The organism is Pseudarthrobacter sp. NKDBFgelt (assembly GCF_046097905.1).
Classification (GTDB): domain Bacteria; phylum Actinomycetota; class Actinomycetes; order Actinomycetales; family Micrococcaceae; genus Arthrobacter; species Arthrobacter polychromogenes.
The window spans coordinates 19,065-39,031 of sequence record NZ_JBJURL010000011.1 but is presented as its reverse complement, the minus strand read 5'-3'; the positions used below and the strand labels follow the sequence as shown (position 1 = coordinate 39,031).

General features: G+C 64.5%; 16 protein-coding genes. 13 read left to right on the top strand and 3 right to left on the bottom strand.

The features are described from left to right. Positions 1-3: 3 nt before the first annotated feature. Positions 4-1,251 (bottom strand): DNA recombination protein RmuC, encoded by a 1,248-nt coding sequence (locus ACKAE7_RS04865; RefSeq protein ID WP_188809699.1) that lies wholly within the window; start codon positions 1,249-1,251, stop codon positions 4-6. 100 nt (positions 1,252-1,351) lie between these two features. Between ACKAE7_RS04865 and ychF the strand changes: the two genes are divergently transcribed. From ychF to ACKAE7_RS04825, 8 genes are all read left to right on the top strand, one after another. After that, positions 1,352-2,437: a redox-regulated ATPase YchF gene (gene ychF, locus ACKAE7_RS04860; RefSeq protein WP_190609834.1), complete on the top strand. Its 1,086-nt coding sequence runs from the start codon at positions 1,352-1,354 to the stop codon at positions 2,435-2,437. Between the two features lie 38 nt (positions 2,438-2,475). Further along, entirely contained in the window at positions 2,476-3,129 is a 654-nt protein-coding gene (locus ACKAE7_RS04855) for an SDR family NAD(P)-dependent oxidoreductase (protein WP_408978626.1), read from the top strand. Positions 3,130-3,230: 101 nt separating this feature from the next. Beyond that, the gene (locus tag ACKAE7_RS04850; protein ID WP_408978625.1) at positions 3,231-4,853 is read left to right on the top strand and encodes a cryptochrome/photolyase family protein; all 1,623 of its coding nucleotides are present in this window, start codon (positions 3,231-3,233) and stop codon (positions 4,851-4,853) included. Between the two features lie 63 nt (positions 4,854-4,916). Then, the gene (locus ACKAE7_RS04845; protein ID WP_408978624.1) at positions 4,917-6,695 is read left to right on the top strand and encodes an ABC transporter family substrate-binding protein; all 1,779 of its coding nucleotides are present in this window, start codon (positions 4,917-4,919) and stop codon (positions 6,693-6,695) included. 262 nt (positions 6,696-6,957) lie between these two features. After that, positions 6,958-8,628 carry an ABC transporter substrate-binding protein gene (locus tag ACKAE7_RS04840; protein ID WP_408978623.1) on the top strand — a complete coding sequence of 557 codons (1,671 nt, stop codon included), beginning with the start codon at positions 6,958-6,960 and terminating at the stop codon, positions 8,626-8,628. A 129-nt stretch (positions 8,629-8,757) separates the two neighbouring features. Continuing rightward, positions 8,758-9,687, top strand: coding sequence for an ABC transporter permease (locus ACKAE7_RS04835; RefSeq protein ID WP_188809704.1), 930 nt, complete (start codon positions 8,758-8,760; stop codon positions 9,685-9,687). Continuing rightward, positions 9,677-10,627: an ABC transporter permease gene (locus ACKAE7_RS04830; protein WP_188809705.1), complete on the top strand. Its 951-nt coding sequence runs from the start codon at positions 9,677-9,679 to the stop codon at positions 10,625-10,627. Before ACKAE7_RS04835 ends, ACKAE7_RS04830 begins: the two co-directional genes overlap by 11 nt. Before the next feature lie 11 nt (positions 10,628-10,638). Then, entirely contained in the window at positions 10,639-12,345 is a 1,707-nt protein-coding gene (locus tag ACKAE7_RS04825; RefSeq protein WP_408978622.1) for a dipeptide ABC transporter ATP-binding protein, read from the top strand. 69 nt (positions 12,346-12,414) lie between these two features. Here the strand turns inward: ACKAE7_RS04825 and ACKAE7_RS04820 are convergent, their stop codons facing one another. Further along, a complete protein-coding gene (locus tag ACKAE7_RS04820) occupies positions 12,415-13,299 on the bottom strand; it encodes an SGNH/GDSL hydrolase family protein (protein ID WP_408978621.1) in 885 nt (294 codons plus the stop codon). Between the two features lie 270 nt (positions 13,300-13,569). Here ACKAE7_RS04820 and typA point away from each other — a divergent pair, with 270 nt between their 5' ends. Then, positions 13,570-15,498, top strand: a complete 1,929-nt coding sequence (typA, locus tag ACKAE7_RS04815; RefSeq protein ID WP_104185076.1) for a translational GTPase TypA — start codon at positions 13,570-13,572, stop codon at positions 15,496-15,498. Positions 15,499-16,204: 706 nt separating this feature from the next. Then, a complete protein-coding gene (locus ACKAE7_RS04810) occupies positions 16,205-16,537 on the top strand; it encodes a hypothetical protein (RefSeq protein WP_188809709.1) in 333 nt (110 codons plus the stop codon). A gap of 49 nt (positions 16,538-16,586) precedes the next feature. Here the strand turns inward: ACKAE7_RS04810 and ACKAE7_RS04805 are convergent, their stop codons facing one another. Next, entirely contained in the window at positions 16,587-16,826 is a 240-nt protein-coding gene (locus ACKAE7_RS04805) for a hypothetical protein (RefSeq protein ID WP_321202333.1), read from the bottom strand. Positions 16,827-16,962: 136 nt separating this feature from the next. Here ACKAE7_RS04805 and fdxA point away from each other — a divergent pair, with 136 nt between their 5' ends. The 3 genes from fdxA (at position 16,963) to ACKAE7_RS04790 (ending at position 19,966) form a co-directional block, all read left to right on the top strand. Further along, positions 16,963-17,289 carry a ferredoxin gene (fdxA, locus tag ACKAE7_RS04800; protein WP_026265673.1) on the top strand — a complete coding sequence of 109 codons (327 nt, stop codon included), beginning with the start codon at positions 16,963-16,965 and terminating at the stop codon, positions 17,287-17,289. Between the two features lie 14 nt (positions 17,290-17,303). Then, positions 17,304-18,452 (top strand): succinyldiaminopimelate transaminase, encoded by a 1,149-nt coding sequence (gene dapC / locus ACKAE7_RS04795; protein ID WP_408978620.1) that lies wholly within the window; start codon positions 17,304-17,306, stop codon positions 18,450-18,452. A gap of 227 nt (positions 18,453-18,679) precedes the next feature. Further along, on the top strand, positions 18,680-19,966 hold the full coding sequence (locus tag ACKAE7_RS04790) for a citrate synthase (protein ID WP_066277559.1): 1,287 nt from the start codon (positions 18,680-18,682) through the stop codon (positions 19,964-19,966). Position 19,967: the final 1 nt, after the last annotated feature.

The following is a 19,967-nucleotide window of genomic DNA, read 5'->3' as shown; positions in this document are numbered from 1 at the left end:
CTGTCAGGCTGCTTCGTGGTCGCTTTGCAGCTCAGGTGCCGCCAGGGCCCGCGGCGTGACCTCGACGACCGGAGGGGCAGCAAGTCCGGACTCCTCAAGCGAGTTCAGCTTCCGCGCCGTGGGAAGGACGCGGGCTTCCAGGGTCCCCACCATGGCGTTGTAGCGGTCCACTGACGATTTCAGGGACGAGCCCAGCTTGGTGACGTTCTCGCCCAGGGTCCCCATCCGGTCGTACAGCTGCCGCGCCAGTTCGAACAACTCCCTGGCGCTGTCCGTGAGGACGTCCTGCCGCCAGGTGAAGGCCACAGACTTCAGAACGGCCAGCAGCGTGCTGGGTGACGCCAGGACCACGTTCTTCGACAGTGCGTGGTCGAGGAGCCCGGCGTCGGCCATGAGCGCGGCGGCCAGGATGGACTCGGCAGGAATGAAGCAGATCACGAGTTCGGGGGAGTTGCCCGGAATGTCCCAGTACTTCTTGCTGCTCAGGGAATCAACGTGTGCCCGCAGTGCCTTGGCATGGGCGGCCAGCAGCGCCTGCTGGTTCCGGCGGTCGCTCCCGGACAGCGGTCCGGTGTGCCGGGCGCTGGAATCCTCGGCCGGGCGGAGGTCCTGCGACGCACCCAGTTCCTGGGCTTCCAGGTAGGAGGAAAGCGGTACTTTTGCGTCCACCACCAGCTGCTTTTCGCCCGGCAGCTGTACCACCAGGTCCGGCCTTATGCCCGTATCATGACCGGCGCTGTGGACCTGCTCCACGAAATCGACGTGCCGCAGCATGCCCGATGCTTCCACCACCCGGCGGAGCTGGACTTCGCCCCACTGGCCCCGGGCACTGTTGGACCTCAGGGCAGACTCCAGGGCGTGGGTGGAACGGATGAGCTGTTCATCGGAGAGCCGCGCTTCCTGCAGTTGCTGGGCGAGCTGGCCGTACTGCTCCACCCGGTCCCGTTCCAGCAGCGCCACCTGCTGCTGGACAGCCGTCAGTTTTTCCGCCACCGGGGCAAGTGCGCGCAGCACGCTGCCGTCCTGCGTCCTGGCCTCACCCAGCTCGCGGTTCTGTGCCGCCAAAAGCCTTCGCTCGGCGTCGGCCGCGGCAAACTGCGCGCTGACCTCTGAAAGCCGTGACGACACGGCGTCGAAGTCCTCTTCCAGGCCGCGGGTGTTTTTCCGCAGCACGAAGAACACGGCGGCAGCACCCGCAAAGGCACCCAGCAGCAGCATGAACAAAGCAAGAATCAACGCGAAACCATCCATGCCCTCACTGTCGCATGGGGCTGTGACATTTTGCCGAAGCGACATTTTCCCGGACCGGCGCCGGACCCCGGGCCGCCGGCTGCGGGTAGAATAAATCCTCGTGGCTCTTACTATTGGCATCGTCGGACTGCCCAACGTCGGCAAATCAACTCTCTTCAACGCACTCACCCGCAACCAGGTCCTGGCCGCGAACTACCCGTTCGCCACCATCGAACCCAACGTCGGCGTCGTGAACCTGCCCGACCCCCGGCTTCAGAAGCTGGCTGAGATCTTCGGATCGCAGCGCCTCCTGCCCGCGCCGGTGTCGTTCGTGGACATCGCCGGCATCGTCAAGGGCGCCTCTGAAGGAGAAGGCCTGGGCAACAAGTTCCTGGCCAACATCCGCGAAGCCGAAGCCATTGCCCAGGTGGTGCGGGTGTTCGATGACCCCGATGTCATCCACGTCGACGGCAAGGTGGACCCCCAGTCCGACATGGAAACCATCAACACCGAGCTCATCCTGGCCGACCTGCAGACTATCGAGAACGCCATTCCGCGGATCGAAAAGGAAGTCAAGATCAAGAAGCGGGAAGCTGCGGAGCTTGCCGCCATCAAGGCAGCCCAGGTGGTCCTGGAGCGCGGCGACACCATCTTCTCTTCCATCAAGAGCGACAAGCTCGAAATGGAACACCTCAAGGAGCTCGGCCTCCTGACGGCCAAGCCGTTCATCTACGTCTTCAACGCCGATGAAGGCATCCTGGGCAGTCCCGAAAAGCAGGCGGAACTGCGGGCCATGGTTGCCCCGGCGGACGCCGTTTTCCTTGATGCCAAGCTCGAAGCCGACCTCGTGGAACTGGACGAGGAAGAAGCCCGCGAGATGCTGGAAATGAACGGCCAGGACGAATCCGGGCTGGACCAGCTGGCGCGCGTCGGCTTCCACACGCTGGGGCTGCAGACCTACCTGACCGCCGGCCCTAAGGAAACCCGCGCCTGGACCATCCGCCAAGGTGATACTGCACCGCAGGCCGCCGGGGTAATCCACTCCGACTTCCAGCGCGGCTTCATCAAGGCCGAGGTGGTGTCCTTCAACGACCTGGTGGAAGCCGGTTCCATGGCGGAGGCCAAATCACGCGGCAAGGTCCGTATTGAGGGCAAGGAATACGTGATGGCCGACGGCGACGTGGTGGAGTTCCGCTTCAACGTCTAGCCCACAGGATTTTCGGGCACGTGACCTAGGATCTACCCATGACGACTCTTCAGGGTGCGGTTGTTTTGGTAGTCGGCGCCACTGGCGGACTCGGTTCGCGCATCGCCGCCCAGCTGGAAAGTAAGGGCGCCATCGTCGCCCGGTCGTCTAAGTCTGCTGGGCACGATCTGCGCGCACCCTCCGTGATCCAGGAGGTCCTGGATGAGACGAATGCGCAGTACGGACGCCTCGACGGGCTAGTGCTTGCGTCCGGGGTCGTCGCCTTCGGCGCCGCATCAGACCTTGAACCCGCCACGGTGGACGAACTCTTCGCTGTGAATACGACCAGTCCGATTCAGCTCATTACCCAGAGCCAGCCCTACCTCGCGGCCTCGGCACGTGAGGGCCGGGAGCCCTTCGTTGTCACACTGAGCGGCGTTGTCGCCGAGGCGCCCGTCGCTGGTCTGGCAGCATACTCGGCGTCGAAGGCTGGGCTTGCGGCCTTCGTTGTCGCAGCGGCGCGCGAATATCGCCGCGCGGGCATCCGAATCGTGGACGCCCGCCCGGGCCACACTGGCACGGCGCTGTCCGAACATCCGATCGCCGGGTCAGCGCCGAGATTCGGCGCGGGGCTGGATCCAGACCTGGTTGCAGCGCGGATTATCACTGCGATCGTCGATGGCGAGAAGGATCTGCCCAGCACCGCCTTCTAGGTCCGGCTGAGGCCCTGCAACTGAGCACCAAAGAAGCTAATGGACCCCGAAGCGGGTTCATTGGTGGCGGCGGAGGCGTCCAATCCATCTAGGGTGGGGGAATGACGTCCGGCCCGCCTCTGCGCCTGGTTCTGCCGCATCAGTTGTTCAGGGAGCACTTCGATGCGGCAGACGGTACCGTGTTTGTGCTGATCGAGCATGACCTGCTCTTTCGCCAGTACTCGTTCCACTCCCACAAGCTGGTCCTGCACCGGGCGTCCATGAACCGTTTCGCCCGCCGCCTCGGCGGGACGGGCCACGAGGTCGTCGTCCTCCGCAGTGACGCCGGCCGCAGCTCCCGCCAGCAGCTCGCAGACCTGGTGCGCCACCGCCGCCCGGCCCAGGTGACCTGGTTCGATGTGGTGGACGACTGGCTTGAACAGGACCTGTATTCCGGCCTGGCCGACGGCGGCTACCGGATGCGCGGCGAAGACGTGCTGGAGACGCCGAACTTCCTCACCGACCGCGGGCAGATTGACGCTTGGTTTGCCGCCAACACTGCCCGCATGCACGACTTCTACGTGTGGCAGCGGCGCCGGCTCGGCGTCCTTGTCGACGGCGGCGGGAAGCCGGCCGGCGGGAAATGGTCCTTTGACGCAGACAACCGGAAGAAGCTTCCCCGAGGGTACACGCCTCCCACGGTGGGCCGGTTCGCCCGCCACCCCATCCAGCGGCCGGAGGGGACTTTTGACCTCGAAGCCCTCACTGGACCAGAAGCAGCTGCCGGAGACGAACCGCCCGACGACGTCGACCAGGCGATTGCCTGGGTGGCGGAGGAGTTTCCGGATGCTCCGGGCGATCCCGCCCTCTTTGCCTGGCCCACGAGCGCGGACGAGGCACGCAGGCACCTGCACGAGTTCGTCCGCCAGCGGCTGGACGACTTCGGCCCCTACGAGGACGCAATTTCCACCACGCATCCGTTTATCGCCCATGGCCTGCTCACGCCGGCGTTGAACATCGGGCTGCTGGACCCGCGGGAGATCCTGGAGGCCGTGCTAGAGAATGCAGGCCCAAATACTCCCCTTGCCTCCCTGGAGGGTTTCGTCCGGCAGGTGATTGGCTGGCGTGAATACATGCGCGCCACCTACCGGACCCGCGGCCGGCAGATGCGCACTGCCAACCGGTTGAACCACAGCAATGGGCTGGGGGACGGGTGGTGGGACGCGGGCACCGGGCTGGCTCCGGTGGACATGGTGATCTCGCGGGTACTTGCCACGGGGTATGCCCACCACATTGAGCGGTTGATGGTCCTGGGCAACGCCATGTCCCTGCTGCGGATCCATCCCGACGACGTCTACGAATGGTTTATGGAACTCTTCGTCGACGCGTACGACTGGGTGATGGTCCCCAACGTGTACGCCATGAGCCAGTTCGCGGCGGGGGAGGAGATCACCAAGAAACCGTACGTTTCGGGCAGCAACTACCTCCGCAGGATGTCGGACCTGCCGGCAGGGGAATGGATGCAAGACTGGGACGGGCTGTACTGGACCTTCATCGATGACCATCGGGAGGTCTTCGAAAGGAATCCCCGCTCGCGGATGGCGGTCTCCCTGTTGGACAGCATGGACCCGGACAAGCGGCGGGAGCACCGCCGTCGTGCTGAAGCCCTGCTCGGCGTAGGACGGGAAGCAACACGGCTGCTGCGGACGGCACCGCCAATCGAGGGCCCGGACGCCTTATCCTGAGTACAGGGCGTGATCCTGGCGATTCCAGGAGCCCCTCCCGCAGAAGGAAAACAAGGAGGCGGCATGCCGTTCAGGCGTCTGGTGCGCTACATCACCGCGGCGGTGGCTTCCGCCCTGGTCCTGTCGGGGTGCTCGGGCAACGGCGGCACCACCCCTGTGGTGGTGGGGGAGGCCGAGCGCGGCGGCAGCGTGAGCGTCGCGGAGGTCAACGCGTTCTCGTCCTTCAACCCGTTCAGCGCGGACGGCAACACCGATATCAACTCCAAGATCGGTTACATCACCCACTCGGGTTTCTATTACCTGGATGACGCCGCAAAAGTGGTGCGGAACGAAAAATTCGGGCGCTATGAGAAGGTCTCGGACCAGCCGCTGAAGGTCAGATACACCGTTAACGAGGGCGTCAAATGGTCCGACGGCGAGGCGGTCGACGCCGGCGACCTCCTCCTGAGCTGGGCGGCCGGGTCAGGGTATTTTGACGACGCCGACGCCCTGGCGGGGACAGGCAGCAAATACTTTGCGGTAGCCTCCGACACCAGCGGCCTTGCCGGCACCGTGCTGCCGGAAATCGGGGCAGACGGCCGTTCCATCACCCTGGAATACGCTGTGCCCTACGCTGACTGGGAAGTGGCGTTCGACGTCGGCCTGCCGGCACACGTGGTGGCAGCGAAAGGCGGCCTGAACGACGAAGAGGACCTGATCGACCTGATCCGGGACTCGCCCCGCGGCAATGAGGAGGAGCCTGCAGTCAACGAACCCCTCAAGCAGGTCAGCGACTTCTGGAACTCCGGGTTTGACTCCAAAAGCCTGCCCGATGACCCGTCCGTGTTCCTCTCCAGCGGCCCGTACATCGTCCGCGACATCGTCCCCGAAGTCTCCATGACCCTCGTCCGGAACCGCGACTACGTGTGGGGCCAGGAGCCCTGGCTGGATGAAATAACCGTCCGCTTCACAGGTTCCGTGCCCACGGCAGTCGAAGCGCTCCGCAACGGCCAAGCGGACATCATCTCGCCACAGCCCTCCGCCGAGACCGGGGAACTCCTGGCAGGACTCGCGGACCAGGGCAACACCGTCGAGTGGTACAATCAGTCAGGCTACGACCACCTGGACCTCAACTTCTCCGGGCCGTTCGCCGACGAGGACGTCCGCCAGGCATTCCTCAAGGCGGTACCCCGCCAGGCCATCATGGGCGCCGTGGTGGGCGACAGGCAGCCCGATGCGGCGCCGCTGGATTCGCACGTCTTCCTTCCCGCCCAGCCGAAATATAACGACACCGCCAAGAACAACGGCTCGTCGGACTACGCGGAGGTGGACATCGACGGGGCAAAGGCGCTCCTGGATGGTGACACCCCCACCATCCGGATCCTCTACAACCGGGACAACCCCAACCGCGCCATAGCGTTTTCCCTGATTCGGGATTCCGCCGCGCTCGCAGGGTTCGACGTGGTCGATGCAGGGCAGGGGAGTGCTGACTGGGCCCGGGCACTCGGTGGCGGAGGCTACGACGCCGCGCTGCTGGGATGGATTGGCACCGCCGCTGGGGTCAGCCGCGTCCCCCAGATTTTCCGCACCGGAGCCGGCAGCAACTTCAACGGCTTTTCCGACGGCGACGCCGACAGGCTGATGGAACAGCTTGCCGGCACCACGGACCTGGGCAAGCAGGATGAGCTCCTGGCCGAGATCGACAAACAGATCTGGGAAAACGCCTATGGCCTACCGCTGTACCAGACCATTGGCGCCACAGCCTTCAGCGCCCGGGTGGCCGGGGTCAAGACGAGCGCCGGCCCCTTGGGTGTCTGGTGGAACGTGTGGGACTGGCGCCTGGCGCAGCCGGCGTCGTCCTGAAATTTCTGGGCAAAACCTTCCCTCCTGCCCGATTCGCCGTAGGGGCTACCGGCGAGTAGCATGTGACTTGCACAACTTCCGTTGACCGACTAGGCGTTCAGTTGAAGCCGGTCACGGTTTGGCAACGGAGTACCAGTATCTGGACTTCGTGCGGTTAGGCTACTCGTATATGTAGGTTGCGTCACAGTCGAAAGCTGCGTCTCGCCTGCGGGGAACCACCAGATTCCCCCCTCGTTATCTCCCACAACTCATAGGAGGCGGAATGCGTTTTACGCGCACTTCCAAAGCACTGGGCATGGTGGCAATCGCCGCCCTCGCCCTGACCGGCTGCGGCGCTGGAGGCGGCAGCAATGAAGGGGCAAGCGACGCCGCAGGCGATCCGGCCAAGATCATCACGGCTTACAGCAACGAACCCCAGAACCCGTTGCTGCCGGCAAACACCAACGAGGTCTATGGCGGCCGCGTTGTTGAGCTTCTCTTTGAGGGCTTGACCAGCTACAGCCCCAGTGGTGAGTCGGTCAACGCGCTGGCTGAGTCCATCGAATCCCCGGATGGCCAGAACTACACCATCAAGGTCAAGAGCGGCACCAAGTTCACCAACGGCGAGGAAGTCACCGCCAAGAGCTTCGTTGACGCATGGAACTTCGCCGCGCTGAGCACCAACGCCCAGGCGAACAGCAGCTTCTTCGAATCCATCGAGGGCTACGACGCCGTCAGCGCCACCAAGAAGGAAGGCGAAACGGAAATCCCCGCCCCAACGGCAGAGACCCTCTCCGGCCTGGTCCTCAAGGATGACTCCACCATCGAGGTCAAGCTGACGCAGCCGGAGGCCGACTGGCCGCTGCGCCTTGGCTACACGGCCTTTATGCCGCTTCCCTCCGAGGCCATCGCTGATCCCAAGGCTTACGGCGAGAACCCGGTGGGCAACGGCCCGTACAAGATGGCCAAGGAAGGCGCCTGGCAGCACGACAGCCAGATTGAACTCGTCAAGAACGAGGACTACGCCGGCACCCGCGAAGCCAAGAACGGCGGCGTGACCTTCAAGTTCTACACGGACCCGGCTCCCGCCTACACCGACATCCAGGCCAACAACCTGGACGTCACGGATGTCCTTCCCACCAACGCCCTGAAGACCTACACCATGGACTTCCCGGACAACCACCTCAACAAGCCGTACGCAGGCAACTCCACCCTGAACATCCCGGGCTACCTGCCCGAGTTCCAGGGCGAAGCAGGCAAGCTGCGCCGCCAGGCCATCTCCATGGCCATCAACCGTGACGAGATCACCAAGGTCATCTTCAGCGGCACCCGCATCCCGGCCAAGGACTTCACCTCCCCGGCCGTGGACGGCTACAACGAGAACGTCGAGGGATCCGACGTCCTGAAGTTCGATGCCGCCAAGGCCAAGGAAACCTGGGAAAAGGCCAATGCCATCAGCCCGTGGCCGGCAGACAAGACCCTCCAGCTCGGCTACAACACCGATGGCGGCAACAAGGAATGGATCGACGCTGTTGCCAACAACCTGAAGAACAACCTCGGCATCCAGGCTGAAGGCCAGCCCTTCGCCAAGTTTGCTGAACTTCTGGACCTGCGCAAGTCCCAGACGCTTCCCGGCTTCGCCCGGGCCGGCTGGCAGGCAGACTACCCGTCGCTCTACAACTTCCTCGGCCCGCTGCTGCGGACCGGTGCCAGCGCCAACTACGAGGGCTACTCGAACCCCGAGTTCGACAAGCTCCTCGACGAAGGCCTGGGCTCCAAGTCCACCGACGACGCCAACGCGAAGTTCACCGAGGCCCAGGAAATCCTGTTCCAGGACCTGCCCAACCTCCCGCTGTGGTACTCCGCACGCCAGGTCGTGTGGAGCCAGAACGTCACCAACGTGGACAGCGGCTGGAACGGTGTCATCCAGTACTACAACATCACCGCAAAGTAGTCCTGAGACCGTCCAACTCAAATAGCTAGTGGGGGTCCGGCACCAGCCGGGCCCCCATAGCCTTGATACCGGCAGGAAGCTGTCCTACATGAAATTCCCCCCATCTCCACAAGCCCCGGAGGGTCAGCTGTGATCCAGTTCATTTTCCGGCGCCTGCTCCAAGTCATCCCCGTGTTCCTGGGCACCACCCTGCTGGTCTACTTCATGGTGTTTGCCCTCCCCGGGGACCCCATCAGGGCGCTCTTCGGAGACCGTCCGCCCAGCGAAGCCGTCATCGCGGCCCTTCGCCAGCAGTACAACCTGGACCAGCCGTTCTGGGTCCAGTACGGCTTGTTCCTCAAGAATCTCTTTACGTTCAACCTGGGTGTCGATTTCACCGGCCAGCCCATCGCCGCCACGCTCGGCCGCGTCTTCCCCGTCACCGTAATGCTGGCCGTCGAAGCGCTCGTCATCCAGGCAGTGTTCGGCATCGGTTTCGGACTCATCGCCGGCCTCCGCAAGGGAAAGATCTTCGACTCGACGGTCCTGCTCGCCTCGCTCGTCGTCATCGCCATCCCCATCTTTGTCCTCGGCTTCGTCCTGCAGTTGGTTTTCGGTGTGTACCTGGGCTGGGCCAAACCCACAGTGGGCACGGACGTCAGCTGGAGCACGCTGCTGCTTCCGGCGTTCGCGCTTGCGCTGGTCTCGTTCGCCTACGTGCTTCGCCTCACCCGCGCGTCCGTGATTGAAAACTCAACGGCCGATTACGTCCGTACCGCCACTGCGAAGGGACTGTCCCGGCCCCGCGTGGTCATGGCGCATATCCTCCGCAACTCGATGATTCCCGTTGTCACCTACCTGGGCGCCAGCCTCGGCGGATTGATGGGTGGCGCCATCGTCACTGAAGGCATCTTCAACGTCCCCGGTGTGGGGCAGAAGCTCTACCAGGCGATTCTCCGCAGCGAAGGACCCACCGTCGTCGCGATCGTGAGTGTGCTGGTGCTGGTCTTCGTTATCGCCAACCTGCTGGTTGATTTGCTGTACGCCTGGCTTGATCCGAGGATTCGCTATGAAAAGTAACCAAGACACCACGCACTTCGTTGCCCCCATCGAGGAGACCCCTCTGCTGGCAACGGATGCGGTGAAGACTGACCAGGCCCCGCTGAGCCTGTGGGCTGACGCCTGGCGGAAGCTCCGCCGTCGTCCGCTGTTCATCGTCTCGGCAGTGATGATCCTGGTCATCCTGATTGTCGCGTTCTTCCCGGGCCTGTTCACCCAGACTCCACCGAACGACAACTGCCAGCTGGCAAATTCGGACGGCGCCCCTTCGGCCGGCCATCCGTTCGGGTTCACCTTCCAGGGCTGCGACGTGTACGCCCGCGTCATTTACGGCACACAGGCCTCCGTCATGGTTGGCGTGTTCGCCGTCATCGGCGTGCTCATCATCGGCGTGACCCTGGGCGCGCTGGCCGGCTTCTACGGCGGCTGGATCGATGCCGTGATCGCCCGCCTCGGCGACATCTTCTTTGCCCTGCCGCTGGTGCTCGGTGCGCTGGTGGTCACCCAGCTGCCGTTCTTCCGCGAGAACAAGAGTGTGTGGACGGTCATCATGATCATCGTGCTGCTTGCGTGGCCGCAGATGGCAAGGTTGACCCGCGGCGCGGTGATAGAGGTCCGCAACGCCGATTTCATCACGGCGGCCCGGTCGCTGGGGGTGTCCAGGATCCAGAGCCTCATCAAGCATGTGCTGCCCAACGCCCTCGCCCCCATCATCGTGCTGGCCACGATGGAGCTGGGTGTGTTCATCGTGCTGGAGGCGACGTTGTCGTTCCTTGGCATCGGCCTTCCAGGAAGCATCATGTCCTGGGGGAATGACATTTCCGCGGCGCAGTCGTCCATCCGCACCAACCCCGCCGTGCTCCTCTACCCGGCTGCCGCACTGTCCATCACCGTCCTGAGCTTCATCATGCTGGGCGACGCCCTGCGCGATGCTCTTGACCCGAAGAGCCGCCAGCGATGAAGGAGGCACATGTGACTGCATCAGATGTCACCATTACTGAAGCCGGAACACCCGCAAACCGGCCGCTCCTGGAAATCCGGGACCTCGCCATCACGTTCAACACCAGCAACGGCGAGGTGAACGCTGTCCGGAATGCCCACCTGACCATCATGCCGGGTGAGACCGTGGCGATCGTGGGAGAATCCGGCTCGGGCAAATCAACAACCGCCCTCGCAGCCATTGGGTTGCTGCCGGCAAACGGCCGGGTCTCCGGCGGACAGATCCTGCTGGACGGCGAAGACATCTCGGATGCGCCGGAAAAGCGGATGATCGAGCTGCGCGGCAACACCATCGGCATGGTGCCCCAGGACCCCATGTCCAACCTCAACCCGGTCTGGAAGATCGGGTACCAGGTCAAGGAGACCCTGCGCGCCAACGGCAGGCCCAGCGGACCGGACGACATCGCGAAGGTTTTGGCCGAGGCTGGCCTTCCGGACGCCCATCGGCGCGCGAGGCAGTACCCGCACGAGTTCTCCGGCGGTATGCGCCAGCGGGCCCTGATCGCCATCGGCCTGTCCTGCCAGCCCCGGCTGCTGATCGCGGATGAGCCCACGTCAGCGCTGGATGTCACGGTGCAACGGCAGATCCTGGACCACCTTGAAGGGATGACATCCGAGCTCGGCACGGCTGTCCTGCTGATCACCCACGACCTCGGCCTCGCCGCCGAACGCGCGGACAAGGTTGTGGTGATGTACCGGGGCCAGGTGGTCGAATCCGGGCCGTCCCTGGAGCTGCTGCAAAACCCCCAGCATCCCTACACGAAGCGGCTCGTGGAGTCGGCACCGTCCCTGGCCAGCCGACGGATCCAGGTTGCCAAGGAACAGGGCGTGGAAGCGGCTGACCTCCTGGCTCCGGCCGCCGAGGCGCTCACCGCCGACAACGTCCTGCAGATCCAGGACCTGCGGAAGGTGTACAAGCTCCGGCAGGGCCTGGGCAAATCATCCGATTTCGCGGCCGTCGACGGCGTCACCTTCGACGTCCTTCGGGGAACCACGACGGCGATCGTGGGGGAGTCGGGCTCCGGCAAGTCCACAGTGGCCAAGATGGTGCTCCAGCTGGAGAAGCCGACCGACGGCAAGATACTTTTCGACGGCGTGGACACCTCACTGCTGAAGCCCTCGGAACTGTTCAAGTTCCGGCGCCGGGTGCAGCCCATCTTCCAGGACCCCTATGGATCCCTGGACCCGATGTACAACATCTACCGGACCATTGAGGAGCCCTTGCGGGTCCACAAGATCGGGAACAAGGCCAGCCGCGAGAAGAAGGTCCGCGAGCTGCTGGACCAGGTGGCGCTGCCGCAATCCACCATGCAGCGGTACCCGAACGAGCTCTCCGGCGGGCAGCGGCAGCGCGTTGCCATTGCCCGTGCGCTGGCGTTGGATCCCGAAGTCATCATCTGTGACGAGGCGGTGTCCGCCCTGGACGTGCTGGTCCAGGCGCAGGTGCTGAACCTCCTCGCGGACCTGCAGTCCAACCTCGGCCTGACCTACCTCTTTATCACCCACGACCTTGCGGTGGTCCGCCAGATCGCCGACCATGTCTGCGTGATGGAGAAAGGGCGCCTGGTGGAGACAGGTTCCACAGACGACGTCTTCGACGCACCGCAGCAGGAGTACACGCAGGCGCTGCTCAACGCCATCCCGGGGGCCAAGCTAATGCTTCCGCCGGAAGTTGCATAAGCGGGCTGCCCGCACCACAAGAACGGCTGGAGCCGGGGCCTTCGGGCCTCGGCTCCAGCCGTCTGCATTTCAGTCCTGGCCCGGGCCGTCGTCCATGGTGCCTGAGGCCCGCAGCGGCTGCTGGTCCGCCGTCGGCTTGCGGTCCAGGCCCAGGTCATGGAGGCGGTCCTCGAGGAGGGTTCCCAATTTCTGGCGGCCAGCGGGGTTCATGTGCACTGTGTCCGCGAGATCCTTGACCAGGCCGTACCGTGTCAACCAGTCACCCACGGATACGAAGGGGAGGGCATGGGACGCTGCCACCGACCCCAACAGGGCATCGACTTCGGTTCGCCGCCCGCCGCCGTGGGCTTCCCCACGGGCAAGCGTTCCGATCATCGCCATGCGCGTGCCGGGGTAGCGCTCCCGGAGCTCGGCGATGAGGCGTTCGGCATTGGCGGCTATCTGGCTGTCACTAGCTGCACCGGCGGCGTCATTGCCGCCGCCCTGAATGACAATGAGCGCCGGCGTGCCGGACGGGAGCAGCCAGTCGCCGCGCAGCAGGGCATCGATGTAGTTGCCCGTTGCACCGTTCGACGAGACAAAGCCGGTCCCGCCCCGGCCGCAGAAGTACACCTTGTACCCCGCCGCAGCCAGGCCCAGCCGTGGCCAGCCGTCCAGGGGTTCCGACTGTGAATCACCGATCAGCAGGACAGTCCTGCTGATCTCGGGGACAACGGCCTCGAGCCGCCCGTTGGCCGGGTTCAGGACGCGGGCACCGGCAGCTACTCCAACAGGATTCCCGGGTGCCCCTTGGGATCCCGCCGCCACTGCCGCCGCCGCAACTGGACGGGCGGATTTTTCGGGGGACGGGGCGGGCAGGCTGCAGCCGGAGAGGCCGGCAGACAAGGCAATAACGGCAGCGACGCCGGACGCGGCACAACGGGTCCAGGCCTTGGCGGCCGGGGATTTTCGCATCTGGTGTCTTTCGGGCTTGCACGGTCTGTCAGAGCAATCATGTGGCATGCCGATCCTTATGGCCAGTGATATTGCCCACAATTTTCCGTGGCGTCTCAGGGCCGGGGCCACGGAGTGCCCGCACGCCGCCGGAGAATTTAGGCCAATAAATGGCACTGGCGCTAGAATGGAGGAAGGCGCCCTGTGCTAAGGGCCTGATCCGTCGTGCGTTCCGGTTGGAAATGTCGCGATACAACAGCTGACTTTCACCACTGAATCGAGCCATTACGCATGTCTGAAACCACCACCAACACCGCGGTAGCCACTGCATCACGCAGTGACCTCCGCAACGTCGCGATTGTGGCCCACGTTGACCACGGCAAGACCACCCTGGTCGACGCCATGCTCAAGCAGACCAACTCCTTTGCCGAGCACAACCACCTTGAAGACCGCGTGATGGACTCCGGTGACCTGGAGCGCGAAAAAGGCATCACCATCCTGGCCAAGAACACCACCGTGGCCTACAACGGACCGTCCTCCAACGGCGAGACCATCACCATCAACGTCATCGACACCCCCGGCCACGCCGACTTCGGCGGCGAGGTGGAGCGCGGCCTGTCCATGGTCGACGGCGTCGTCCTCCTCGTTGACGCTTCCGAGGGCCCGCTGCCCCAGACCCGCTTCGTGCTGCGCAAGGCCCTTGCCGCACACCTGCCCGTCATCCTGCTGGTCAACAAGACCGACCGTCCCGATGCCCGCATCGAGGAAGTCGTCCACGAGTCCATGGACCTCCTCCTGGGCCTTGCCTCGGACCTGGCGGACGAAGTTCCGGACCTGGACCTGGACAAGATCCTCGAAGTTCCCGTTGTCTACGCAGCCGCCAAGGTTGGCCGCGCTTCCCTCGACCAGCCCGCTGACGGCACTGCTCCGGAGAACGAAGACCTGGAGCCGCTGTTCAAGACCATCATCGAGCACATCCCGGCACCCACTTACAACCCGGAGGGTGTGCTGCAGGCGCACGTCACCAACCTGGACGCATCCCCGTTCCTGGGCCGTCTCGCCCTGCTGCGCATCTACAACGGCACCCTGCGCAAGGGCCAGACCGTTGCCTGGGCCCGCGCCAACGGTGAGCTCAAGAACGTCAAGATCACCGAACTGCTGGCCACCAAGGCCCTGGACCGCGTTCCCGCAGAGTCCGCAGGCCCGGGTGAGATTGTCGCCGTCGCCGGCATCGAGGAAATCACCATCGGTGAGACCCTGACCGACGCCGAGAACCCGCAGCCGCTGCCGCTGATCACCGTGGACGATCCCGCGATCTCCATGACCATCGGTATCAACACCTCGCCGCTGGCCGGCAAGGTCAAGGGCGCCAAGGTCACCGCGCGCCAGGTGAAGGACCGCCTGGACAAGGAACTGATCGGTAACGTCTCCATCAAGGTTCTCCCCACCGAGCGTCCCGACGCCTGGGAAGTCCAGGGCCGTGGCGAGCTGGCACTGGCCATCCTCGTTGAGCAGATGCGCCGCGAAGGCTTCGAACTGACCGTGGGCAAGCCGCAGGTGGTCACCAAGACCATCGACGGCAAGATCCACGAGCCGATGGAGCACATGACCATCGACGTCCCCGAGGAATACCTCGGCGCCGTGACCCAGCTGATGGCCGCCCGCAAGGGCCGCATGACCAACATGGCCAACCACGGCACCGGCTGGTGCCGGATGGAATTCATCGTTCCCGCCCGTGGCCTGATCGGCTTCCGCACCAAGTTCCTCACGGACACCCGCGGCGCCGGCATCGCAGCGTCCATCTCCGAGGGCTACGAGCCGTGGGCCGGCCCCATCGAGTACCGCACCAACGGCTCGATGATCGCTGACCGCGCCGGGGTTGTCACGCCGTTCGCCATGATCAACCTGCAGGAGCGCGGCTCGTTCTTCGTCAAGCCCACCTCCGAGGTCTACGAAGGTATGATCGTCGGCGAGAACTCCCGCGCCGACGACATGGACGTCAACATCACCAAGGAAAAGAAGCTCACCAACATGCGTGCAGCCTCCTCCGACACCTTCGAGAACCTGACGCCCCCGCGCGACCTGACCCTCGAAGAGTCCCTCGAATTCGCCCGCGAGGACGAGTGTGTGGAAGTGACCCCGGAAGCCATCCGCATCCGCAAGGTCATCCTGGACACCAACGAGCGCGCCAAGGCCAACCGCGCCCGCGCCAAGGTCTAGTCACCCAGGCCCATAACTGAAACTGCCGGTACGGCGGTGGGTAATTCCCGCCGTCGTACCGGCTTTTTCTTTGTCCGACGGGGCGGCGCGGTCTGCGCAGTAATACCCGGGTTCGTTGCGCCGGAACGCTCCCTGCGCAACGAACGGCCCCTTCAACGCGCCCGGGCGTTTTCCACATAGCCGATCTTCACCGCTGTGTCTGAGCCCGTGGGCAGGCAGCACTGCTCTCATGCGGACTGTTACTGCGGCGCTGGCCGCACTTGGGGGAGTTGCCAGCACCACTTCACTGCAGCGGGCCGGAGTATCCCGGCGAAGTATTGAAGCCGGTGTGCTTGACGCCGCTGTCCAAAGAGTGGCGCGGGGCGTGTATGCGCTGCCGAACTCAGATCCCTTGCTGGTCCACGCCGGCCGCCATCATGCGGTTCCGGGCTGCGTCACGGCTGCCTCCGCAGCGGGGCTATGGGTCATCAGAACGCCCGGTAAACCGCATCTGACTGCGCGGCATGGCAGGCCGGTCAGTGGTTGCGTGGTGCACCGGGGCCCCGTCCCACCCACGCATCTGGACATTGTGTGTCAGGCCCTGCGCTGCCTGCCGCCCCTTGAAGGACTGACAATTGCGGAATCTGCAGTCAAAAAGGGGCTGGTTCAGCTCCCGGCGCTGCGGTACCGGTTTCCGGCGGCACGGGAACAGGCGATTTTTCGCTTGGTGGCCAGAATCCGCCCGCAATCCGGGTCCATCATCGAGACGATGGCCCGGTACCTGCTGGAAGAGGCAGGGCTGACCGTCGAGTTGCAGGTCCAGATTCCCGGCATGGGTCACCTGGATCTGCTGGTTGACGGTCTGCTGGGCGTTGAGGCAGATGGGTACGCCCATCACGCCAGCAGGGAAGCGTACCGGGAGGACAGGCGGCGATGGAACGTGACCGTTATCCGGGGTGTTCCCACCCTTCGCGTGACCTACGAAATGCTGCTCAGCGAGCCCCAGGAGTTCGTGCGCCTGGTGCGCCAGGCCCTCGCAACGTACCGGTCTGCGCAGTGACCCGCGGGTTCGATCCGCTGCGGCAGTTCCTGCGCAGTGTGGGCCGCGCCTACTGCGCGGGCCGGCGCCGCTCGGGTGCCGGCGGAACTTCCTTGGCGGCCACCACGTCTGCCAGCTGGATGACGACGTCGGCCTTCCGCGTGCGGATGGTGCACGCACCGGCGTCGCATTCCGCCAGATGGCCCAAGGCATCCGTCAGGCCGCCCTCGATGCGGTACCGCACCACCACCCGCATTCCGGGTGTTGCGCCGGAGAGGAATCCGGCAGGGGCAGGTACAGGCTGACTCACCAGTTCATACTAGGGTGTCCGGCTAGGTTCGCGGGAACGGGCTGGGAGATAATAGGCTCAGATGTCAAGGGTCCGGCCGCAGCGCCGGATGCAAGTGCCGGCGGGTTGCCGGAACCAACGTGGAGAGGCCAGGGACGTGACGTACGTAATCGCGCAGCCGTGTGTAGATGTCAAGGACAAGGCATGTATCGAGGAATGCCCCGTCGACTGCATCTATGAGGGTGAGCGTTCGCTGTACATCCATCCGGACGAGTGCGTGGACTGCGGTGCCTGTGAACCGGTGTGCCCTGTTGAAGCCATTTACTACGAGGATGACACCCCGGAGGAATGGGCGGACTACTACAAGGCCAACGTTGAGTTCTTCGACGACCTCGGTTCGCCCGGCGGAGCAGCGAAGGTCGGCAACACCGGCAAGGACCACCCGATGATCGCCGCACTGCCGCCGCAGAACCAAGACCACTGACGCGGGAAGATACCGTGACCGCAGCAGCGAGGACGTTTGGCCTGGACCTGCCCGACTACCCGTGGGAAGCCATGGCGCCGTACGCCGCCAAAGCGGCGCAGCACCCCGGCGGGGCCGTTAATCTGTCCATCGGGACCCCGGTGGATCCTACGCCGGCCCTGATCCAGGACGCGCTCAAGGCCGCGGCGGACGCCCCCGGATACCCCACCGTGCACGGCACAGCGGCCTTGCGTGAAGCTATCGCAGGGTGGTTCGAAAGGCGCCGCGGCGTGGCAGGGCTCGATCCCCGCAACGTCATGCCCACCGTGGGCTCCAAGGAACTGGTGGCTTGGCTGCCGCTCCTCTTGGGACTCAAGCCGGGAGACGTCGTCGTCCGCCCCAAGGTTGCGTACCCCACGTACGACATCGGCGCCACCCTCGCCGGCGTGACGTCCGTGGCAACGGACAATCTGGACGAACTGGATGACGCCACCCGTGCTCGCGTCCGGCTGATCTGGGTTAATTCCCCGGGGAACCCGACCGGCAGCGTCCGGGGTGTCGAATCCCTGAAGGCGCTGGTGCAGCAGGCAAGGGAACTGGGCGCCGTGGTGGCCTCCGACGAGTGCTACGCAGAACTTGGCTGGGGCGACTGGGATGTCCAGCGAGGCGGCCAAGCCGTTCCCAGCATCCTCGATCCGCGCGTAGCCGGCGGATCCCATCAGGGCCTGCTGGCTGTCTACTCCCTGAGCAAGCAGTCCAACGTGGCGGGCTACCGGGCAGCATTCGTGGCGGGCGACCCCGGCCTCATGCCCAACCTGGTGAACAGCCGCAAGCACGCGGGCATGATCGTGCCCTATCCGGTGCAGGAGGCCATGCGCGTGGCGCTCGGCGACGACGCCCACGTGGAGGCGCAGAAGGACCTGTACCGGGGGCGGCGCGAGCGGCTGGTTCCGGCGCTGCTGGACTTCGGCCTCGAGATCAAGGATTCCGACGCCGGACTGTACCTGTGGTCCACCGCCGGGGAAAGCACCTGGGACACGGTGGCCCGGCTGGCGGACCGCGGGATTGTGGTGGGCCCCGGGGTTTTCTATGGCGAGGCGGGCAACGGGTATATCCGCGTGGCGCTGACCGGAACGGACGAGCGTGTCGACGCAGCAGTGTCCCGGCTCGTTGCGACACCGTAACAATACTATGACTCGCGCCACAACGGCCCGGTTTTAGGGGCTTCCGGACCGTCTCGGATTAGTGGCACCCGCCAAGGGGCGGTACTTTTTAAGTGACTATCAATGGTGGCTTTCTACAAGAAGGCAGCCCGGGTGTTGGAACCTGTGTTCTCAGGCTTCGTGCGCGGCTCACCTGATGTTGGATCAAGCTTTCGACAGAGGCCCAGAAGCCTCATGAAGGGGACTCCATGACTGAGACCAACAATGCGGCCACCCTGCACCACGCAGGAGGCGAGCTCAAGCTGCCGCGCATCCAGGTTGTTGAAGGAAACGAGGGCTACGACGTTTCCAAGCTGCTGAAGCAGACGGGCGCAGTCACCTTTGACCCCGGCTTCATGAACACGGCAGCCACGACTTCGGCCATCACCTACATCGACGGCGATGCTGGCATCCTGCGCTACCGCGGGTACCCCATCGAGCAGCTGGCCCAGCACTCCAGCTTCCTCGAGGTGTCCTACCTTTTGATCTACGGCAACCTGCCCAGCCCCACGGAGCTGGAAGAGTTCGATCAGAAGATCCGCCGCCACACCCTGCTGCATGAAGAGCTCAAGGGCTTCTTCAGCGGCTTCCCGCGCGACGCGCACCCCATGCCTGTGCTGTCCTCGGCGGTGTCCGCGCTGTCCACGTTCTACCAGGACTCGCTGGACCCGTTCAACGCCGAGCAGGTGGAGGTTTCCACTATCCGCCTGATGGCCAAGATGCCGGTGATCGCGGCGTACGCGCACAAGAAGTCCATCGGCCAGCCCATGCTGTACCCGGACAACTCCCACAACCTCGTGGAAAACTTCATGCGCCTGAGCTTCGGCCTGCCGGCCGAGCAGTACGAAGTCGACCCGGTCATTGCCAAGGCGCTGGACCTGCTGCTGATCCTGCACGCAGACCACGAACAGAACTGTTCAACGTCCACCGTGCGCCTGGTGGGCTCGTCCAACGCCAACCTGTTCGCATCGGTCTCCGCTGGCATCAACGCGCTCTTCGGTCCCGCCCACGGTGGCGCCAACGAGGCAGTGCTCAAGATGCTCCGCCAGATCCAGGCCGACGGCACGAAGCCCGAGGACTACATGGAGAAGGTGAAGAACAAGGAAGACGGCGTCCGCCTCATGGGCTTCGGGCACCGCGTCTACAAGAACTACGATCCGCGCGCGAAGATCGTCAAGGCCACGGCCCACGAGATCCTCAGCAAGCTTGGCGGCAACGACGAACTGCTGGACATCGCCCTGCGCCTGGAAGAGAAGGCGCTCAACGATGACTACTTCATCCAGCGCAAGCTCTACCCGAACGTGGACTTCTACACCGGCCTGATCTACAAGGCCATGGGCTTCCCCGAGAAGATGTTCACGGTACTGTTCGCCATCGGCCGCCTCCCCGGCTGGATCGCCCAGTGGCGCGAAATGATCAGCGACCCGAACACCAAGATCGGCCGCCCGCGCCAGCTCTACATCGGCGAGCCGGAACGGGACTACCCGGTCCGCTAAC

Bases quoted from the DNA above. Each gene is read 5' to 3' on its own strand.
- ACKAE7_RS04865 (WP_188809699.1), bottom strand. From the start codon at position 1,251: ATGGATGGTTTCGCGTTGATTCTTGCTTTGTTCATGCTGCTGCTGGGT.
- ACKAE7_RS04855 (WP_408978626.1), top strand. From the start codon at position 2,476: ATGACGACTCTTCAGGGTGCGGTTGTTTTGGTAGTCGGCGCCACTGGC.
- ACKAE7_RS04850 (WP_408978625.1), top strand. From the start codon at position 3,231: ATGACGTCCGGCCCGCCTCTGCGCCTGGTTCTGCCGCATCAGTTGTTC.
- ACKAE7_RS04845 (WP_408978624.1), top strand. From the start codon at position 4,917: ATGCCGTTCAGGCGTCTGGTGCGCTACATCACCGCGGCGGTGGCTTCC.
- ACKAE7_RS04840 (WP_408978623.1), top strand. From the start codon at position 6,958: ATGCGTTTTACGCGCACTTCCAAAGCACTGGGCATGGTGGCAATCGCC.
- ACKAE7_RS04830 (WP_188809705.1), top strand. From the start codon at position 9,677: ATGAAAAGTAACCAAGACACCACGCACTTCGTTGCCCCCATCGAGGAG.
- ACKAE7_RS04820 (WP_408978621.1), bottom strand. From the start codon at position 13,299: ATGCGAAAATCCCCGGCCGCCAAGGCCTGGACCCGTTGTGCCGCGTCC.
- typA (WP_104185076.1), top strand. From the start codon at position 13,570: ATGTCTGAAACCACCACCAACACCGCGGTAGCCACTGCATCACGCAGT.
- ACKAE7_RS04790 (WP_066277559.1), top strand. From the start codon at position 18,680: ATGACTGAGACCAACAATGCGGCCACCCTGCACCACGCAGGAGGCGAG.